Annotated in this window: 12 protein-coding genes; 10 read left to right on the forward strand and 2 right to left on the reverse strand. The window is 71.9% G+C overall.

What is annotated here, in order from left to right; translation table 11 throughout:
• The first annotated feature begins 201 nt into the window (after positions 1–201).
• The 9 genes from gatC to AC3EQ1_RS11700 all read left to right on the forward strand — a co-directional run bounded on the left by gatC (position 202) and on the right by AC3EQ1_RS11700 (position 11,966).
• Positions 202–498: an Asp-tRNA(Asn)/Glu-tRNA(Gln) amidotransferase subunit GatC gene (gatC, locus tag AC3EQ1_RS11660; RefSeq protein ID WP_388850830.1), complete on the forward strand. Its 297-nt coding sequence runs from the start codon at positions 202–204 to the stop codon at positions 496–498.
• 1 nt (position 499) lies between these two features.
• Complete coding sequence (gatA, locus tag AC3EQ1_RS11665; protein ID WP_432094262.1) at positions 500–1,993, forward strand: Asp-tRNA(Asn)/Glu-tRNA(Gln) amidotransferase subunit GatA; 1,494 nt, start codon at positions 500–502, stop codon at positions 1,991–1,993.
• Positions 1,990–2,232 (forward strand): hypothetical protein, encoded by a 243-nt coding sequence (locus AC3EQ1_RS11670; RefSeq protein WP_351512579.1) that lies wholly within the window; start codon positions 1,990–1,992, stop codon positions 2,230–2,232. The genes gatA and AC3EQ1_RS11670 overlap by 4 nt, the downstream gene beginning before the upstream one ends.
• Before the next feature lie 14 nt (positions 2,233–2,246).
• On the forward strand, positions 2,247–3,752 hold the full coding sequence (gene gatB / locus AC3EQ1_RS11675) for an Asp-tRNA(Asn)/Glu-tRNA(Gln) amidotransferase subunit GatB (protein ID WP_432094263.1): 1,506 nt from the start codon (positions 2,247–2,249) through the stop codon (positions 3,750–3,752).
• 402 nt (positions 3,753–4,154) lie between these two features.
• Positions 4,155–6,359, forward strand: coding sequence for an MMPL family transporter (locus tag AC3EQ1_RS11680; protein WP_432094264.1), 2,205 nt, complete (start codon positions 4,155–4,157; stop codon positions 6,357–6,359).
• A gap of 252 nt (positions 6,360–6,611) precedes the next feature.
• Positions 6,612–7,238: a GNAT family N-acetyltransferase gene (locus AC3EQ1_RS11685; protein ID WP_432094265.1), complete on the forward strand. Its 627-nt coding sequence runs from the start codon at positions 6,612–6,614 to the stop codon at positions 7,236–7,238.
• 177 nt (positions 7,239–7,415) lie between these two features.
• A complete protein-coding gene (locus AC3EQ1_RS11690) occupies positions 7,416–8,000 on the forward strand; it encodes a hypothetical protein (protein WP_432094266.1) in 585 nt (194 codons plus the stop codon).
• A gap of 222 nt (positions 8,001–8,222) precedes the next feature.
• On the forward strand, positions 8,223–8,417 hold the full coding sequence (locus AC3EQ1_RS11695) for a hypothetical protein (RefSeq protein WP_432094267.1): 195 nt from the start codon (positions 8,223–8,225) through the stop codon (positions 8,415–8,417).
• A 306-nt stretch (positions 8,418–8,723) separates the two neighbouring features.
• Positions 8,724–11,966, forward strand: coding sequence for a helix-turn-helix transcriptional regulator (locus AC3EQ1_RS11700; protein WP_432094268.1), 3,243 nt, complete (start codon positions 8,724–8,726; stop codon positions 11,964–11,966).
• 216 nt (positions 11,967–12,182) lie between these two features.
• Here the strand turns inward: AC3EQ1_RS11700 and AC3EQ1_RS11705 are convergent, their stop codons facing one another.
• Both AC3EQ1_RS11705 and AC3EQ1_RS11710 read right to left on the reverse strand, forming a co-directional pair.
• The gene (locus AC3EQ1_RS11705; protein ID WP_432094269.1) at positions 12,183–13,349 is read right to left on the reverse strand and encodes a PQQ-dependent sugar dehydrogenase; all 1,167 of its coding nucleotides are present in this window, start codon (positions 13,347–13,349) and stop codon (positions 12,183–12,185) included.
• A 210-nt stretch (positions 13,350–13,559) separates the two neighbouring features.
• Complete coding sequence (locus tag AC3EQ1_RS11710; protein ID WP_432094270.1) at positions 13,560–14,597, reverse strand: aldo/keto reductase; 1,038 nt, start codon at positions 14,595–14,597, stop codon at positions 13,560–13,562.
• Between the two features lie 174 nt (positions 14,598–14,771).
• Here AC3EQ1_RS11710 and AC3EQ1_RS11715 point away from each other — a divergent pair, with 174 nt between their 5' ends.
• On the forward strand, positions 14,772–15,710 hold the full coding sequence (locus tag AC3EQ1_RS11715) for a 2-hydroxyacid dehydrogenase (RefSeq protein ID WP_432094271.1): 939 nt from the start codon (positions 14,772–14,774) through the stop codon (positions 15,708–15,710).
• Positions 15,711–15,965: the final 255 nt, after the last annotated feature.

The raw sequence follows: 15,965 nt of genomic DNA on the forward strand, positions 1-15,965 counted from the left end.
CCCCCCCCCCCCCCCCCCCCCCCCCCCCCCCCACCCCCGAAACCACCCACACACCCGCACCCAACAGACAAGGCCCCGCACAACCGAACCTCAGGAAATCCCGACCGCGCGCCGCATGGCGACAAAGCGTTTCGCGGCCACCACCCCCCGCGCCATAGGATTGGCCCCGAAACCTACACACTCACCCTTGAGGATCGCTGCATGCCTGGCATCACGCGCGAGGAGGTCGCCCACCTCGCCCGGCTGGCGCGTCTGGAGCTGACCGGCGAAGAGCTCGAGCACTTCGCCGGTCAGCTCGACGACATCATCGGCGCGGTCGCCCGCGTCTCCGAGGTCGCCGACCAAGACGTTCCGCCGACCTCTCACCCGCTGCCGCTGACCAACGTCATGCGTCCGGACGTCGTCCGTCCGTCGCTGACCCCCGAGCAGGCGCTCTCCGGCGCCCCGGCCCAGGAGCAGCAGCGTTTCAAGGTGCCGCAGATCCTGGGGGAGGACTGACATGACCGACCTCACCAGGCTCACCGCCGCCGAAACCGCGGCGAAGATCGCCGCGGGCGAGGTGACGGCCGTCGCCGTCACCGAGGCCCACCTCGCCCGGATCGAGGCCGTCGACGAGAAGGTGCACGCCTTCCTGCACGTCGACCGCGAGGGCGCGCTCGCCCAGGCGCGCGCCGTCGACGAGAAGCGGGCCCGGGGCGAGCAGCTCGGCCCGCTCGCCGGTGTCCCGCTCGCGCTGAAGGACATCTTCACCACCGAGGGCATCCCGACGACCGTCGGTTCCAAGATCCTCGAAGGCTGGATCCCGCCGTACGACGCGACGCTCACCCGCCGCCTCAAGGACGCGGACGTCGTCATCCTCGGCAAGACCAACATGGACGAGTTCGCCATGGGGTCGTCCACCGAGAACAGCGCCTACGGCCCGACCGGCAACCCCTGGGACCTCACCCGGATCCCCGGCGGCTCCGGCGGCGGCTCCTCCGCGGCCATCGCGTCGTACGAGGCCCCGCTCGCGATCGGCACCGACACCGGTGGTTCGATCCGCCAGCCCGCCGCCGTGACCGGCACGGTCGGCGTCAAGCCGACCTACGGCGCGGTGTCCCGCTACGGCATGGTCGCCTTCTCCTCGTCCCTGGACCAGGGCGGCCCGTGTGCCCGTACGGTCCTGGACGCGGCCCTCCTCCACGAGGTGATCGCCGGGCACGACCCGCTGGACTCCACGTCCATCGACGCCCCGGTGCCGGCGGTCGTCGAGGCCGCGCGCAACGGCGACGTCACGGGCATGCGCATCGGCGTCGTCAAGGAGTTCGCCGGCGAGGGCTACCAGGCCGGCGTCATGCAGCGGTTCAACGAGTCCGTGGAGCTGCTGCGCGAGCTGGGCGCCGAGATCGTCGAGATCTCCTGCCCGTCGTTCGACAAGGCGCTCGCCGCGTACTACCTGATCGCGCCGTCCGAGTGCTCCTCGAACCTCGCCCGGTTCGACGCCATGCGCTACGGCCTGCGGGTCGGCGACGACGGCACCCGGTCCGCCGAGGAGGTCACCGCCCTCACCCGCGCCGCCGGCTTCGGCCCCGAGGTCAAGCGCCGCATCATGCTCGGCACCTACGCGCTCAGCTCCGGCTACTACGACGCGTACTACGGCTCCGCGCAGAAGGTCCGCACCCTCATCACGCAGGACTTCGCGAAGGCCTTCGAGCAGGTCGACGTGCTGATCTCGCCGACCACGCCGACGACCGCCTTCCCGATCGGGGAGCGGGCCGACGACCCGATGGCGATGTACCTGGCGGACCTGTGCACCATCCCGTCCAACCTGGCCGGCAACTCCGCCATGTCCCTGCCCTGCGGCCTCGCGCCGGAGGACGGGCTCCCGGTGGGTCTGCAGATCATCGCCCCCGCGCTGGCCGATGATCGGCTCTACCGGGTAGGCGCAGCTGTGGAAGCCGCGTTCACTGCCCGTTGGGGGCACCCGTTGCTGGAGGAGGCACCGTCGCTGTGAGTGGAAAGCTCGCCAAGGCCAAGGGTTTCAAGAAGTCGAAGCCCGGCACGTACCTGTCCATCGGCACCACGCTGTTCGGCGCCGTCAGCATCGTCAAGCAGGCCAAGAAGGCCCGCTTCGAGAACGACAAGCTGATGCTGGTCGACGCGGTCGTATCCGCCGCCGCTGTCGCCACCGGCGTCGCGCTCCTCGTCCGCGAGCTGCGCCGCCTGGGCGACGACGACGTCCTCGCGGGCTGAAAGGTTAAGTTTCCGTGACCGTCACTGAACTGGTGTCGTACGAGGACGCTCTGGCGGCCTACGACCCCGTAATGGGTCTTGAGGTCCACGTCGAACTCGGCACCGCGACCAAGATGTTCTGCGGCTGCTCCACCACGCTGGGCGCCGACGCCAACGCGCAGACCTGTCCCACCTGCCTCGGCCTGCCCGGCTCGCTCCCGGTCGTCAACGCGACCGGCGTCGAGTCCGCGATCCGTATCGGCCTCGCGCTGAACTGCGAGATCGCCGAGTGGTGCCGCTTCGCCCGGAAGAACTACTTCTATCCGGACATGCCGAAGAACTTCCAGACCTCGCAGTACGACGAGCCGATCGCCTTCAACGGCTATCTGGACGTCGACGTCGAGGGGGAGACCTTCCGGGTCGAGATCGAGCGCGCCCACATGGAGGAGGACACCGGCAAGTCGACCCACGTGGGCGGCGCGACGGGCCGTATCCACGGCGCCTCCCACTCGCTGCTCGACTACAACCGGGCCGGCATCCCGCTGATCGAGATCGTCACCAAGCCGATCACCGGCGCAGGTGACAAGGCCCCCGAGGTCGCCAAGGCGTACGTCGCCGAGCTGCGGGAGCTCATCAAGGCCCTGGGCGTCTCCGAGGCCCGGATGGAGATGGGCCAGATGCGCTGCGACGTGAACCTGTCGCTGCGTCCGCACGGCCGGGAGAAGTTCGGCACCCGCTCCGAGACGAAGAACGTCAACTCGCTGCGGAGTGTCGAGCGGGCCGCCCGCTTCGAGATCATGCGGCATGCCGCGGTGCTGGGCGAGGGCGGGACGATCATCCAGGAGACCCGTCACTTCCACGAGGAGGACGGCTCCACCACCTCCGGCCGGGTGAAGGAGGAGGCCGAGGACTACCGGTACTTCCCGGAACCGGACCTGGTGCCCGTCGCCCCGTCCCGTGACTGGGTGGAGCAGCTGCGCGCCGAGCTGCCGGAGCTGCCGCGTGTGCAGCGGCAGCGGCTCAAGGCGCAGTGGGGCCTGTCGGACCACGAGATGCAGTCGGTCCTCAACGCCGGCGCCATCCCGTCGATCCTCGCCACGATCGAGGCGGGCGCCCCGGCCGACCAGGCCCGCAAGTGGTGGATGGGCGAGCTGGCGCGGCGTTCCAACGAGGACGGCGTCGAGCTGTCCGCGCTGCCGATCACCCCGGAGCAGGTCGCCCGGGTCGCGGCGCTGGTCGCCGAGGGCTCGCTCAACGACAAGCTGGCGCGCCAGACCATCGAGGGAGTGCTCGCGGGCGAGGGCGACCCGGACACGGTCGTCGAGAAGCGCGGGCTGAAGGTCGTCTCGGACGAGGGGGCGCTGGGCACCGCCGTCGACGAGGCCATCGCCTCCAACGCGGCCATCGCGGACAAGATCCGCGGCGGCAAGGTCCAGGCGGCGGGCGCGCTGGTGGGCGCGGTCATGAAGGCCACCCGTGGCCAGGCGGACGCGGCGCGGGTGCGCGAGCTGATCCTGGAGAAGCTGGGCGTCGAGGGCTGACGCGCCGGCCCCCCCGGGGACGGGGGGCGAGGCCGGGTCCGTGCGCGGACCGGGCCCGGATCCGTCCGCGGTGACACAGCGGCCGAGGGGCGGTCCTCCCGACATCGGGAGGGCCGCCCCTCGGCCGTTCCGCTTCTCTTCCCGACGGTTCCGCTTTCCCTGGCTGCACTGCCGGTCAGGGCGGGTCCGGGCCGGTGGGAACCGGCGAGCGGGGTGGCGGGACGGTGCGGCGGAGCCGTTCCGCTTCGGAGCGGGGCTCGCACTTCCCCCGGGCCGATGTGACTAAACCCACGAAACCCTCACTTGATCTTGCATGCCTGTAACAGTGGGCCCGGTACGCGTTATGTCCGTTGTGGGTCATTTCCTGGAAGGGTCCACACAACGCTCAGGGAGAGTCTGCGCATGGCCGCACTTGCCGGATGGTGTCTCCAGCGTCGCTTCGTCGTCATCCTGCTGTGGCTCGCCGCTCTCGTGGGAGTGGGCGTCGCGGCAGCCCTCACGGGGTCCTCGTACTCCAACGACTACGACGTTCCGGGCACCGAATCGGGCAAGGCGAGCAAGCAGCTCGAAGAGGCCTTCCCGGGCCGCAGCGGCGACAACGACACCATCGTCTGGCACACCGACCGGGGATCCGTCCGGGCACAGTCCGTCGAGCGCCACATGACGGAGACCCTCGACAAGGCCGAGGACCTGCCCGGCGTCGCCGCCATCACCGGTCCGTACGGCGCCGAGGGCGCCAGCCAGATCAGCCGGGACGGCCACACCGCGTACGCCACCGTCGTCTACGAGAAGTCCCCGGACGACCTCGGCCGCGGTCAGGTGGAGAAGATCGTGGACACCGCGCTCGGCGCGGAGAACGGCTCTCTCCAGGTCGACGTCGGCGGACCGGGGGTCTCCCTCACCGAGAAGTCGTCCGCCCACCTCAGTGAGATCGTCGGCGTCCTCGCCGCCGCGGCCGTCCTCTTCCTGGCCTTCGGGTCGCTCGCCGCCATGCTGCTGCCCATCGCCACCGCGCTGGTCAGCGTGGGCACGGCCTATCTGGGCATCTCGCTGCTCAGTCATGTCATGACCGTCGCCGACTTCGCGCCCATGCTCGGCATGCTCATCGGACTCGGCGTGGGCATCGACTACGCGCTGTTCATCGTCACCCGGCACCGCAGAGGCCTCCGGCAGGGGCTACCGGTGGCGGAGGCCGCCCGGCGCGCCGTCACCACCTCCGGGCGGGCGGTCGTCTTCGCGGGCGCGACGGTCTGCATAGCCCTGCTCGGCATGCTGGTGCTGCGGCTCTCCTTCCTCAACGGCGTCGCGCTCGCCGCCTCGCTCACCGTCGTCCTGGCGGTCGCCGCGTCCGTGACCCTGCTGCCCGCCCTGCTCGGCCTCATGGGCATGAAGGTGCTCAGCCGTCGGGAGCGCCGCAGCCTCGTCGAGCACGGGCCGAAGCCCGAGCTGCCCACCGGATTCGCCGCCCGCTGGTCCGCCTTCGTCGAACGGCACCCCAAGCTGCTCGGCGGGATCGCCGCCGCCGTCATGATCGTCCTGGCGGTGCCCACGACCTCGCTGCACCTCGGCACCTCCGACCAGGGCAACAACCCCGCGTCCAGCACCACCCGGCAGGCGTACGACCGGCTGGCCGACGGCTTCGGCCCCGGCTCCAACGGCCCGCTGACCCTGGTCTCCGAGATCGACGGAGCCGCCGACAAGCCGGCCTTCGACAAGCTGCCCGAGAAGCTGCGGGCGACCGAGGGCGTCGCACACGTGACCACCGCGACCGTCGACCGCGGCGGCGACACCGGCGTGATCACCGTGGTCCCGGAGAGCGCTCCCCAGTCGGAGCGGACCTCCCAGCTCGTCGAGCGGCTGCGGCACGACGTGCTGCCCCCGGCGGAGCACGGCACCTCCCTGAACACCCACGTCGGCGGGCTCACGGCCGCCTACGACGACTTCGCATCCGTGATCATCGGCAAGCTGCCCCTGTTCATCGGCGTGGTGGTGGCCCTCGGCTGCGCCCTGCTGCTGCTCGCCTTCCGCAGCATCGGCATCCCGCTCAAGGCCGCCGCGATGAACATCGCCGCCGTCGCCTCCTCCTTCGGCGTCGTCGTCGCGATCTTCCAGTGGGGCTGGGGCAGTGAACTGCTGGGGCTCGGCAGCGCCGGGCCGATCGAACCGTTCCTGCCCGTGATCATGGTCTCGGTGCTCTTCGGTCTCTCCATGGACTACCAGGTCTTCCTGGTCAGCCGGATGTACGAGGAGTGGCAGCAGACCCGGGACAACCGGCGGGCGGTACGCGTCGGCCTCGCCGAGACCAGCCGGGTGATCAACTCCGCGGCGGTCATCATGATCGCGGTCTTCTCGGCCTTCGTGCTCAGCGGTGACCGGATCATCGCGATGTTCGGCATCGGCCTGGCCGCGGCGGTCGCCCTGGACGCCTTCGTGCTGCGGACGCTCCTGGTCCCGGCGCTGATGCACATGCTGGGCGGCGCCAACTGGTGGCTGCCGAAGTGGCTCGACCGGCTGCTGCCCCGGTTCAGCATCGAGGCGCCGGAGATCGCCCATGCGACACTTCCTGCGCAGCGCACGAGCGAGGACGTCGACGCACTCGTCCGCTGAAACGGGCGGGCCCGGGGCAGGACCGGTCCGCAATGGACCGGCTCCGTCCGGACCGGCTTTCGCGCGGGGCTGTCGGCCGTACGGGGCCGGAGCGGGGGGTGGCGGACCGGGACGGGAGCGGTGCGCGGTGCCGGTCCCGGGCGGGAGCGGTGCGGGGGCAGGGTCGGGGGAGTCCGTCCTGTCGGCTCGCGTCGTCCGCCGGCCGTGACCCGGGGCGTTCCCGGGCCGGCGCAGGACGAGCGAAGGAGAACGATGTTCGCAGTGCCCCTCGGAGACGCGGCCGAACTGCGTCCGCTGGAGCCCTGGCAGGCCGAGGAGTTCCTGACCCACATGGACCGGGCGCGGGCCGATGTCGACCCCTGGATTCCGTGGGCCGGCCGGAGCACCGACCTCGACTCCGCGCGGACGGTCCTGCGGGACTACGCCGACCGGCAGGCCGCCGACGCCGGGCGGATCTACGGCATCTGGCTGGACGGAACCCTGGTCGGCGGTGTCATGTTCGTGTCGTTCGACGCCCGGACCGGCGTCTGTGAGATCGGCTGCTGGGCCGAGGCCGCGGGACAGGGCCGCGGCCTGGTGACCCGGGCCGTGCGCCTGCTGATCGACTGGGCCGTACGGGAGCGCGGCATCCACCGCGTGGAGTGGCACGCCGCCGCGCCGAACGTGCGCAGCATCGCGGTGGCCCGGCGGCTGGGGATGAGCCGGGACGGCGTGCTCCGGCAGAACTTCCCGTACGCGGGCACCCGGCAGGACACCGAGATCTGGTCCCTGCTGGCCGATGAGTGGCTCCGGGCCGAGGAGGCGTCGGAACCCGGCGCGCAGCGCGCTCCGGGGCCGCGGTGTGATCGAGGAGTTGTGACGGAGAGCTCCCAGGTGTGACCGTGGGGTGACGGCCGGTTGTGTCCGGTCCCCGATGTGTCCGGCCGCCGAGGGGTTGTCCCGGCGAGCAGGGCCCCGATGCGTCGCCGGCCCTCCGGCCTCCTGGGCATCGAGCCGTAACGGATCATGCCGCGAGAATTAAGAGGACTCTCAGAAACGGCGCTTACGGTGCGGACCATGGACACCACCAAGACCACGGACACCGAGACGAAGGACCTGACCGACGAGGCCGCCGAGGCCCCGGAAGCCGGGAAGCCCGCGGCAACGGAGGCGCCGAAGAAGGCCGCGGCCACCGACCGGACGGACCGGGACGACGACGGCCTCGACGACGGCCCGGAAGCCGACGCCCCGGTGCCGGCGCGCTCGACGCCGGTGGCGGCCGGTGCCGCCGCGGTGGTCGGCGCCGCCCTCGGTCTCGCGTCCCTGACCGGCACCTGGGTCGGCCGGCTGGCGGCCGAACGGCAGCAGCTGATCGGCCAGATCAAGACCTCCTCGGGTGCCGCACAGGCACAGGCGCAGGAGCAGATCACCGCGCTCTACAGCACGCCCTGGCACACCACCGCCCTGTTCAACGGCGTCTTCGCGCTGGCGGCGCTGATCGTCTCCGGAGCGGTGCTGCTCCGCCCGGCCGGTGCGGGGACCACGCAGGCACCCTGGATCCGGGCCGTCTCCGTCGCCGGAGTCGTCCTCGGCGTCCTCGGCCTCCTGGTCTCCGGCGGCATCTACTTCGACCTCCTCGGCGGAGTGCCCACAGCCCCGTAGCGGGGTAGGTGCGGCGCCGTAGTGGCCGTGCACCCCCTAAGCCCGCCGACCGTGCCACCTAAGGCCCCCTCTCCGAGGGGGCCTTAGGTGTGTTCGGGGCCCCTCGGGCCGCAGAACTAAGGCACCAGGACCCCCGAAGATCGGGAAGTCGCCCGATGCGGCGGGGGCTTCCGGAAGACGAAGGTGGAAGCGGAACGGACACCACGTCACCGGGAGATCACGATGTTCGCCTACGAACTGCAGCGGGACCGCCAGGAAGAACTGATGCGCGTCGCCGCCCGGCACCGGCTCGCCCATGAGGCCGCCCGTGCCCGCCGGGAAGCGGCCCGGGGCTCCGCCGGCCCCGAAGGGGAAGGGCGGGTGAGCAGAAGCGCCTCGCGGGAAGGCGGCGGGACCGTACGGGCCGCCGGCGTCTGAACGCTCGGCCCGTCGGCGCCCCGTACGCCGGCGCCACCGACGGGTATGCCCTCCTGGGAGGCCCATTTCGGACACCGCCTCCCGGGCCCCCTTCCCCGGCGCCGGCCGTGTCCTGAATCGGCACCCCGGCGCGACCCGGGCGGCGTGCCGCCCAGCTCACCCGCACCGGGGGCCGCCGTGACAGGAACCGTTCGCTCCGTCCTCGCCGGTACCGGCCGAACCCCCGTCGTGAACAACGGCTTTGAGGTGGTACGGCCGGGAAGTGCCGGTGCCGCGCGGGCCGCCCCGTATGCCATGCTCAGCGATGTGGAGAGCAGATCGATCAGCCCTGTCTTCGTCGGCCGTGCCGACGAGCTGACCGCGCTCACCGACGCGTTCGCCCGCGCCGCCGAGGGGGAGCCGCAGGCGGTCCTCGTCGGCGGTGAGGCCGGAGGCGGCAAGACCCGGTTGCTCGAGGAGTTCCTCTGCGCGGCACAGTGCTCCGGCGCGGTGACCGCGGTCGGCGGCTGTCTGGAACTGGGCGCGGACGGACTGCCGTTCGCCCCTGTCGCGACGGCACTGCGCGCCCTGCACCGGCAGCTCGGACCCGAGCTGGCACAGGCGGCCGCGGGGCGCGAGGACGAACTCGCCCGGCTCCTCCCCGACATCGGAAGCGTCACCCGGGACACCTACGACCAGGAGGGCCGGGCCCGGCTGTTCGAGCTCACCGCACGCCTGCTGGAACGTCTCGCCTCGGACCGTCCGCTCGTGGTCGCCATCGAGGACCTCCACTGGGCCGACCGTTCGACCCGTGAGCTGCTCGGCTATCTCTTCCGCTCCCTCCAGCGGTCCCGGCTCGTCGTGCTCGCCACCTATCGCACCGACGACATCCACCGCCGCCACCCGCTGCGGCCGTTCCTCGCCGAGCTCGACCGGCTGCGGACCGTGCAGCGCATCGAACTGCCCCGGCTGAGCCGCGACGAGGTGCGCCGGCAGCTCGCGGGCATCCAGGGCAGCGAGCCCGAACACGGTCTGGCCGACCAGATCTTCGACCGCTCCGAGGGCAATCCGTTCTTCGTGGAGGAGCTCGCGACCAGCGACTACGGCTCGTGCGGTCTCAGCGACTCCCTGCGCGACCTGCTGCTGGTACGGGTCGAGGCGCTGCCCGAGGCGGCGCAGCGCGTCGTTCGGATCGCCGCCCGCAACACCACGGTGGAGTACGCCCTCCTCGCCGCCGTCGCCGGGCTCGGGGACGAGGAGCTGATCGAGGGGCTGCGCGCCGCCGTCGGCGGCAACGTCCTGGTCCCCACCGACGACGGAGACGGCTACCGCTTCCGGCACGCACTGCTGCGCGAAGCCGTCGTCGAGGACCTGCTGCCGGGCGAACGCTCCCGGCTCAGCCGCCGCTATGCCGAGGCGCTGGAGGCCGACCCCTCCCTGGTCCGCGCCGAACAGCTGGCCACCCGGCTGGCCGGCTACTGGTACTCCGCCCATGATGCCCGGAAGGCGCTGCCCGCCGTACTGGCCGCCGCCCGCGAGGCACGGAGCCGTCACGCCTACGCCGAGCAGGTCAAACTGCTCGAACGGGCCATGGAACTGTGGGACGACGTGCCCGCGGAGGAGCGCTCCCGGCTCTCCGGCTCGGGCAGCGTCGAGTCCTACCCGCCCTGTGGCTGTCCCCGGGACGGCGAGGAGAGGCATCTGCACTTCCTGGACCTGCTGGCGGAGGCCGCCGTCGCCGCCCGCTGGGACGATGTGCCCGAACGGGCGTATGCGCTGGTCAAGAAGGCGCTGAAGCTGATCGACCAGGACCGTGATCCGGCGCGCGCGGCCTGGTTCTGGATGCAGCGGTCCCGGCTGGTCACCTCGGTGGGACGAGGCGACGGCTGGGCGGAGATATCCAGGGCGCAGGAGCTGGTCACCGGCCTGCCGCCGTCCGCGGTGCACGCCGATGTCCTGGCGCACGCCGCGGCCTGGCACAGCCTGCATGTGTCCGAGGCGGGGTCCGTGGACCTGGCCGAACGGGCGGTGGACCTCGCCAGGCTGGTCGGCGCCCGCGACGTCGAACTCAACGCCCGGGTGACCCGCGCCTGTCTGCGGGCCCAGCGCGGCGACGAGGACAGCATCCCCGAGCTCTACGAGGTGCGGGAACTCGTCGAGACCATCTGGGCGCCGCGCGCTCTGGGCCGCGTCCACGCCAACCTCGTGGACGTGCTCCACCGGCTCGGTCGCACGGCGGAGGCGGTCCATGTGGCCGAGGCGGGCATCGAGACGCTCGTCAGGCACCGGCTGCTCGGCAGCGCCGCCTTCGTTGCCGGGAACCTCGCGGAGGTCCTGCTGCTGCTCGGTGCGTGGGACCGGGCCGCCCTGGTCCTGGAGGAGTGGCGCGACCGCGCCCGCAGCGCCCGGCCGATGGCCTCCATGGTGATGTACCGGCTCGAGCTCGACCTCAATCGCGGGCTGTACGAACGGGTTCCCGCCCTGATCACCGAGTGCCGCACCCACCTCGGCAAGAACGACATGGAACCCCAGTACGAAATCCCCCTCGCTCAGGCCGAGATGCGGTTCGAGGCGGCGCACGGCCGGTTCGATGAGGCGGTCGCCGCTCTGGACGGCGCCCTGAACCTCCTCCCGCTGCTCGGTCAGGAGCCCTACGTCTGGCGACTGCTCGTCGGCGGGGCCCAGGTCGCCGGACAGGCGCGCGGCCTCCCGGGGACCGACGGCGCGGAGCACCGGCGGCTGCTGTCCCGGCTCGAGGCGGCGTCCCGCACGGTGGCGTGCCCCTCACCGCTGTGGTCCGCGTGGGCCCGCCGCTTCGACGCGGAACTCGCCCGGGCCGACGGGCAGCACCGGCCGCAGCTCTGGGCCGAGGCCGCAGCCGCCTTCGAGCCCTACGGCCATCCCTATGTGCTGGCCGACATCCGCCACCGCTGGGCCGAGGCACAGCTGGGCGCCGCCGCCGTACTGGGCGCGCGGGCCGGAGGGCCCGACACCGCAGCGGTACGGGAGCGGGCGGGCGAACTGCTCGGACAGGCCTACGCCGTCGCCACCCGGCTGCAGGCCGCCCCGCTGCGCGAAGAGATCGAACTCCTCGCCCGCCGCGCCCGCCTGCCCCTGGCCACCGAGTGCGTGACCGTGGCCGATGCGGGGAGAGGGGCCGTGACCGGTGCGGGGACAGGGGCCGTGACCGATGCGCCCGCCGTCGGCCGCCCCGGCTCCTCCGAGTCGCCGGCGGGGGTTGGCAGCACATCGGCAGATGCTGGTCATACGGCCGTTGGCAGCCATCCGGAGTTCGGCCGTCACGGGGGCACCGGCGGTCTCCGGGACTCGGGCAGCCCGGCCCATCCGGACGGTGGCCCCGGCCTGACCCGGCGTGAGCGGGATGTGCTCCGGCTGGTCGCCCTGGGCCACAGCAACCGTCGGATCGCCGAGGAACTCTTCATCTCACCGAAGACCGCAAGCGTCCACGTCTCCAACATCCTGGCCAAGCTGGGCGTTTCCAACCGGGGCGAGGCGGCGTCCATCGCGCACCGCATGCGTCTCTTCGCCGGAACGGAACCCACCGTCTGACCAGGTCCGGGGCCGGGGCCGGGGCCGGGGCCGGGGCTGGGTCCGGGGCCGGGGCTGGGTCCGTGGCCAGGTCCGGGGCTGGGACCAGGTCCAGGATGAACACCAGGACCAGGACCAGCTCCCAACCAGATCCAGGGTGAGCACCAGGACCAGCTCCAGCTCCCAACCAGGTCCAGAAAGCGGGCAGGGCCGGGGCGGGGAGCAGGAGCGCACGGCTCAGGACACCTTCAACTGCAGGATGCGGTCGTCCCCCTTCTCCGGTGTTCCCCGGGAGTCGGTCTCGCTCGTCACCAGCCACAGTCGGTCCGCTCCGTCGGACACGACGGTGCGGAGCCGCCCGTATGTGCCGTCCAGGAAGGACTGCGGCTTCGCCACCGGCTTCGGGCCGTCCAGCGGGATGCGCCACAGCCGTTCGCCGCGCAGTCCCGCCATCCAGATCGAGCCCGGGGCGTAGGCGATGCCGCTGGGTGACGCATCCTCGGTCGACCATTGCTCGACCGGGTTCACGAATCCGGGCTGGTCGCCCTTCCCCTCCACATCGGGCCAGCCGTAGTTCTTGCCGGGAGCGATGAGATTCAGCTCGTCCCAGGTGTTCTGCCCGAACTCCGCGGCCCACAGCCGCTTGTCCGCGTCCCAGGCCAGACCCTGCACATTGCGGTGGCCGTAGCTGTAGACCACGGAATCCGGGAACGGATTGCCGTGGACCGGCTCTCCGTCCGGTGTCATCCGCAGGATCTTGCCGCCCAGCGAGTCCTTCTCCTGTGCGAGCCCCTGGTCGCCGCTCTCGCCCGTCCCCGCGTAGAGCATCTTGTCCGGGCCGAACGCGATCCTGCCTCCGTTGTGGATCTGGCCCTTGGGAATGCCCTTGAGGATGGTGTCCGGCGCGCCGAGACGGCTCCCCGCCGGCTTCTTCTCGTCGTAGACCATGCGGGCGATGCGGTTGTCGGATTCGGTGGTGAAGTAGGCGTACACCGAGTGGTCCGCCCCGAACGTGGGCGCGACGGCGATCCCCAGGAGACCGCCCTCGCCGCCCGCGGAGACGCCCGGAACCGATCCGAGCTCGGTCTTCTTCCCGTTGTCCGCCGCGATCAGAAAGATCTTCCCGGTGTCGCGGGAGGACACCAGGAGGTCACCTCCCGGCAGCGCGGCGAGCCCCCAGGGGGACTTCAGACCCGTCGCGACCGTGCGCTCCACCTTCACCGAGCCCTTCGCGGGCGCCGGGGAGGACGTGGCGCCGTCGGGCGGTGAGGAGCCGGGAGCCGAGGACGACGCCGCGGACCGCTCCGGCGGCCCGGAGCCGCCGTCCGACGAGCAGCCGGAGACGAACAGGAAGGCCGCAGCGGCCACCACGGCGGTCAGGGCAGTCACAACAGGTCGTCGCATGACGAACGATCCTCTCGGTCGCGTCCAGTGCATCACACTGCTTCCTACACCGCCGTGCTCCGCGAGGTTCCCGATCCGCTCACGCGGATCCGCCTCGCCGCCGCCGCACCTGGGCCGCCCGCGAACTGCCCTGCCCGCCTCGGAAATCGAGCCCGGGAGATGGCGTCCCGGAGGCCCACCCGCACAACCGTCACGCCCCGCGGTCGCCGGTCAGTCCCAGGACCTCTGCACCGGCGGCAGGTCCGCGATCTCCGCCAGGTCCTCCCCGCTCAGCCGGAGAGCGGCGGCTGAGGCGTTCTCGAACGCCCAGCGCTCCTTCTTCGTCCCCGGCACCGGGACCACATGCCGGCCCTGCGCCAGCACCCAGGCCAGCGCCACCTGCGCCGGGGTGGCCCCGTGCCGCCGCGCGACCCGGCGCAGCCCGGCCACGATCGGCTGGTTCGCCGCCATCATGTCGGCCGTGAACCGCGGATGGCGGGCCCGGACGTCATCCGGTTCGAACCCCTGGCCCGGCGTCAGGGTGCCGGTGAGAAAGCCGTTCCCGAGCGGCATCGCCGCGAGAAAGCCGATACCGCGCGACTCGCACCACGGCAGCAGCGACTCCAGTGCCTCGGGCGACCAGACGGACAGCTCGGCCTCCACACTGCTCACCGGGAAGACCTGCTGCACCCGGGTCAGCTGGCGGATCGTCGTCTCGTGCATCCGGGCGCCGGGGCTCCGCCGCGCCTCGTCCCTGCCGTGGGCCGCCGCTCGCCGGCGGACGTGCCGCGCTTCCTTCTGGAACGCACACCACCCCAGCGCCCGCACCTTGCCCGCCGTGACCAGCTCGGCCATCGCGCCCCAGGTCTCCTCCACCGGCACCTCCGGGTCGGGACGGTGCAGCTGGTAGAGGTCGATCACATCGGTCTGGAGGCGGCGCAGCGAGGCGTCGCAGGCCCGTTTCACATAGCCGGGGCGCCCATTGGCGACGATGTGCTGCTCGCCCACCAGCAGGCCGCACTTGGTGGAGACGAACGCGTCCGCGCGGCGCTCCTTGAGTACCCGTCCGACCAGCAGCTCATTGGTGAACGGCCCGTACATGTCGGCGGTGTCGAGGAGCGTCGTACCGCGGTCGAGAGCCGTGTGCACCGCGCGCAGCGAGCTCTCCCCGCTCTGCTGCGAGGTGGTGTAGGCCCAGCTCATCGGCATGCACCCGAGGCCGATCGCGCCCACCGACAGCGCCTTCGCGCCGATTGTCCTGCGCTCCACCTGGTCCTGCACCCCTCCCTTGCGTGATCCCCAAAGTAACCTCTGCCACCGGCCCGGACGCGCAGCGGAGCCGCCCGGGCCGCTGCCGCCACGGAAGATCGGCCGGAGCCGCCCCGGAACCCGCCCGCGCGCGGACACGGCAGTTCTGCGATGACCGGCCGTAACCTCCTGACCATGACTGCTGATGTATGGCTGCCGGTGCGGCCCGATCTCTTCGACGGCCTCCCCGACGGGTTCGCCTACCACTTCTGGGACGGAGAGCCGGACTTCCCGGCGGACCCCGCCCGCTGTGTGTTCTACGGCGTTCCCTACATGAAAGGCTCAGCCGTCTCCGTACGGCCGCTGCCGCAGATGACGGCGGTGCGGGTGGTCCAGACCCTCACGGCCGGTATCGACGACGTGCTCCCCGCCCTGTCCGGGCTGCGTCCCGGCGTGCAGCTCTGCAACGCGCGCGGTGTCCACGAGGCGAGCACCGCGGAGCTGGCCCTCACGCTCATCCTCGCGTCGCTGCGCGGCATCCCGGACTTCGTCCGCGGACAGGACGCGGAGGAGTGGCGGTCCGGGTTCCGTCCCGCGCTCGCCGACCGCTCCGTCCTGATCGTCGGATACGGCTCCATCGGCAGCGCCGTCGAGGACCGGCTTGTCCCCTTCGAATGTGCGCGGGTGGCGCGCGTCGCGCGCTCTGCCCGTACCTCCCCGCGCGGCCCGGTGCATCCACTCGCCGAACTCCCCGCACTCCTGCCCCAGGCCGATGTCGTCGTCCTCACCACCCCGCTCACCGATGACACCCGCGGCCTGGCGGGTGCCGCGTTCCTCTCCCGGATGAAGGACGGCGCCCTGCTGGTGAATGTCGCCCGCGGCGGGGTCGTCGACACCGAGGCCCTCCTCGCGGAGGTGCGGACGGGCAGGCTGAGGGCGGCGCTGGACGTCACCGACCCCGAGCCGCTGCCCGCCGGACACCCGCTCTGGCACGCCCCCGGGGTGCTCGTCACACCGCATGTGGGCGGACCCACGTCGGCCTTCCTGCCCCGCGCGAAGCGCCTGCTGCACGAGCAGTTGGTCCGTTTTGCCGCTGACGAGCCGCTCGCCAACGTGGTCGCCACGGCGGGCTGACCGGGAGCGGAAGCACACCCTCCGGGGCGCGTTCAGTACGCTCCGAGTCCGTTCGACTGCGCTGAGTCGTTGCAATCTCCCTGGTGGTTACGCTGTGTAGAGATGCTATGTCCCTGAGTGACCGGACTGGTGTATCGTCCCGACGGGGACTGTGCCCGGGGGCAGTGCGACGGGCGCGGCGATGGACCGGAACTCGAGGGGGGCGACGGGCGATGCACGGCCAATGGATCAATCACCCAGTCAGTCGGATGAGGC

The sequence above is a fragment of the Streptomyces sp. bgisy100 genome (assembly GCF_057709105.1).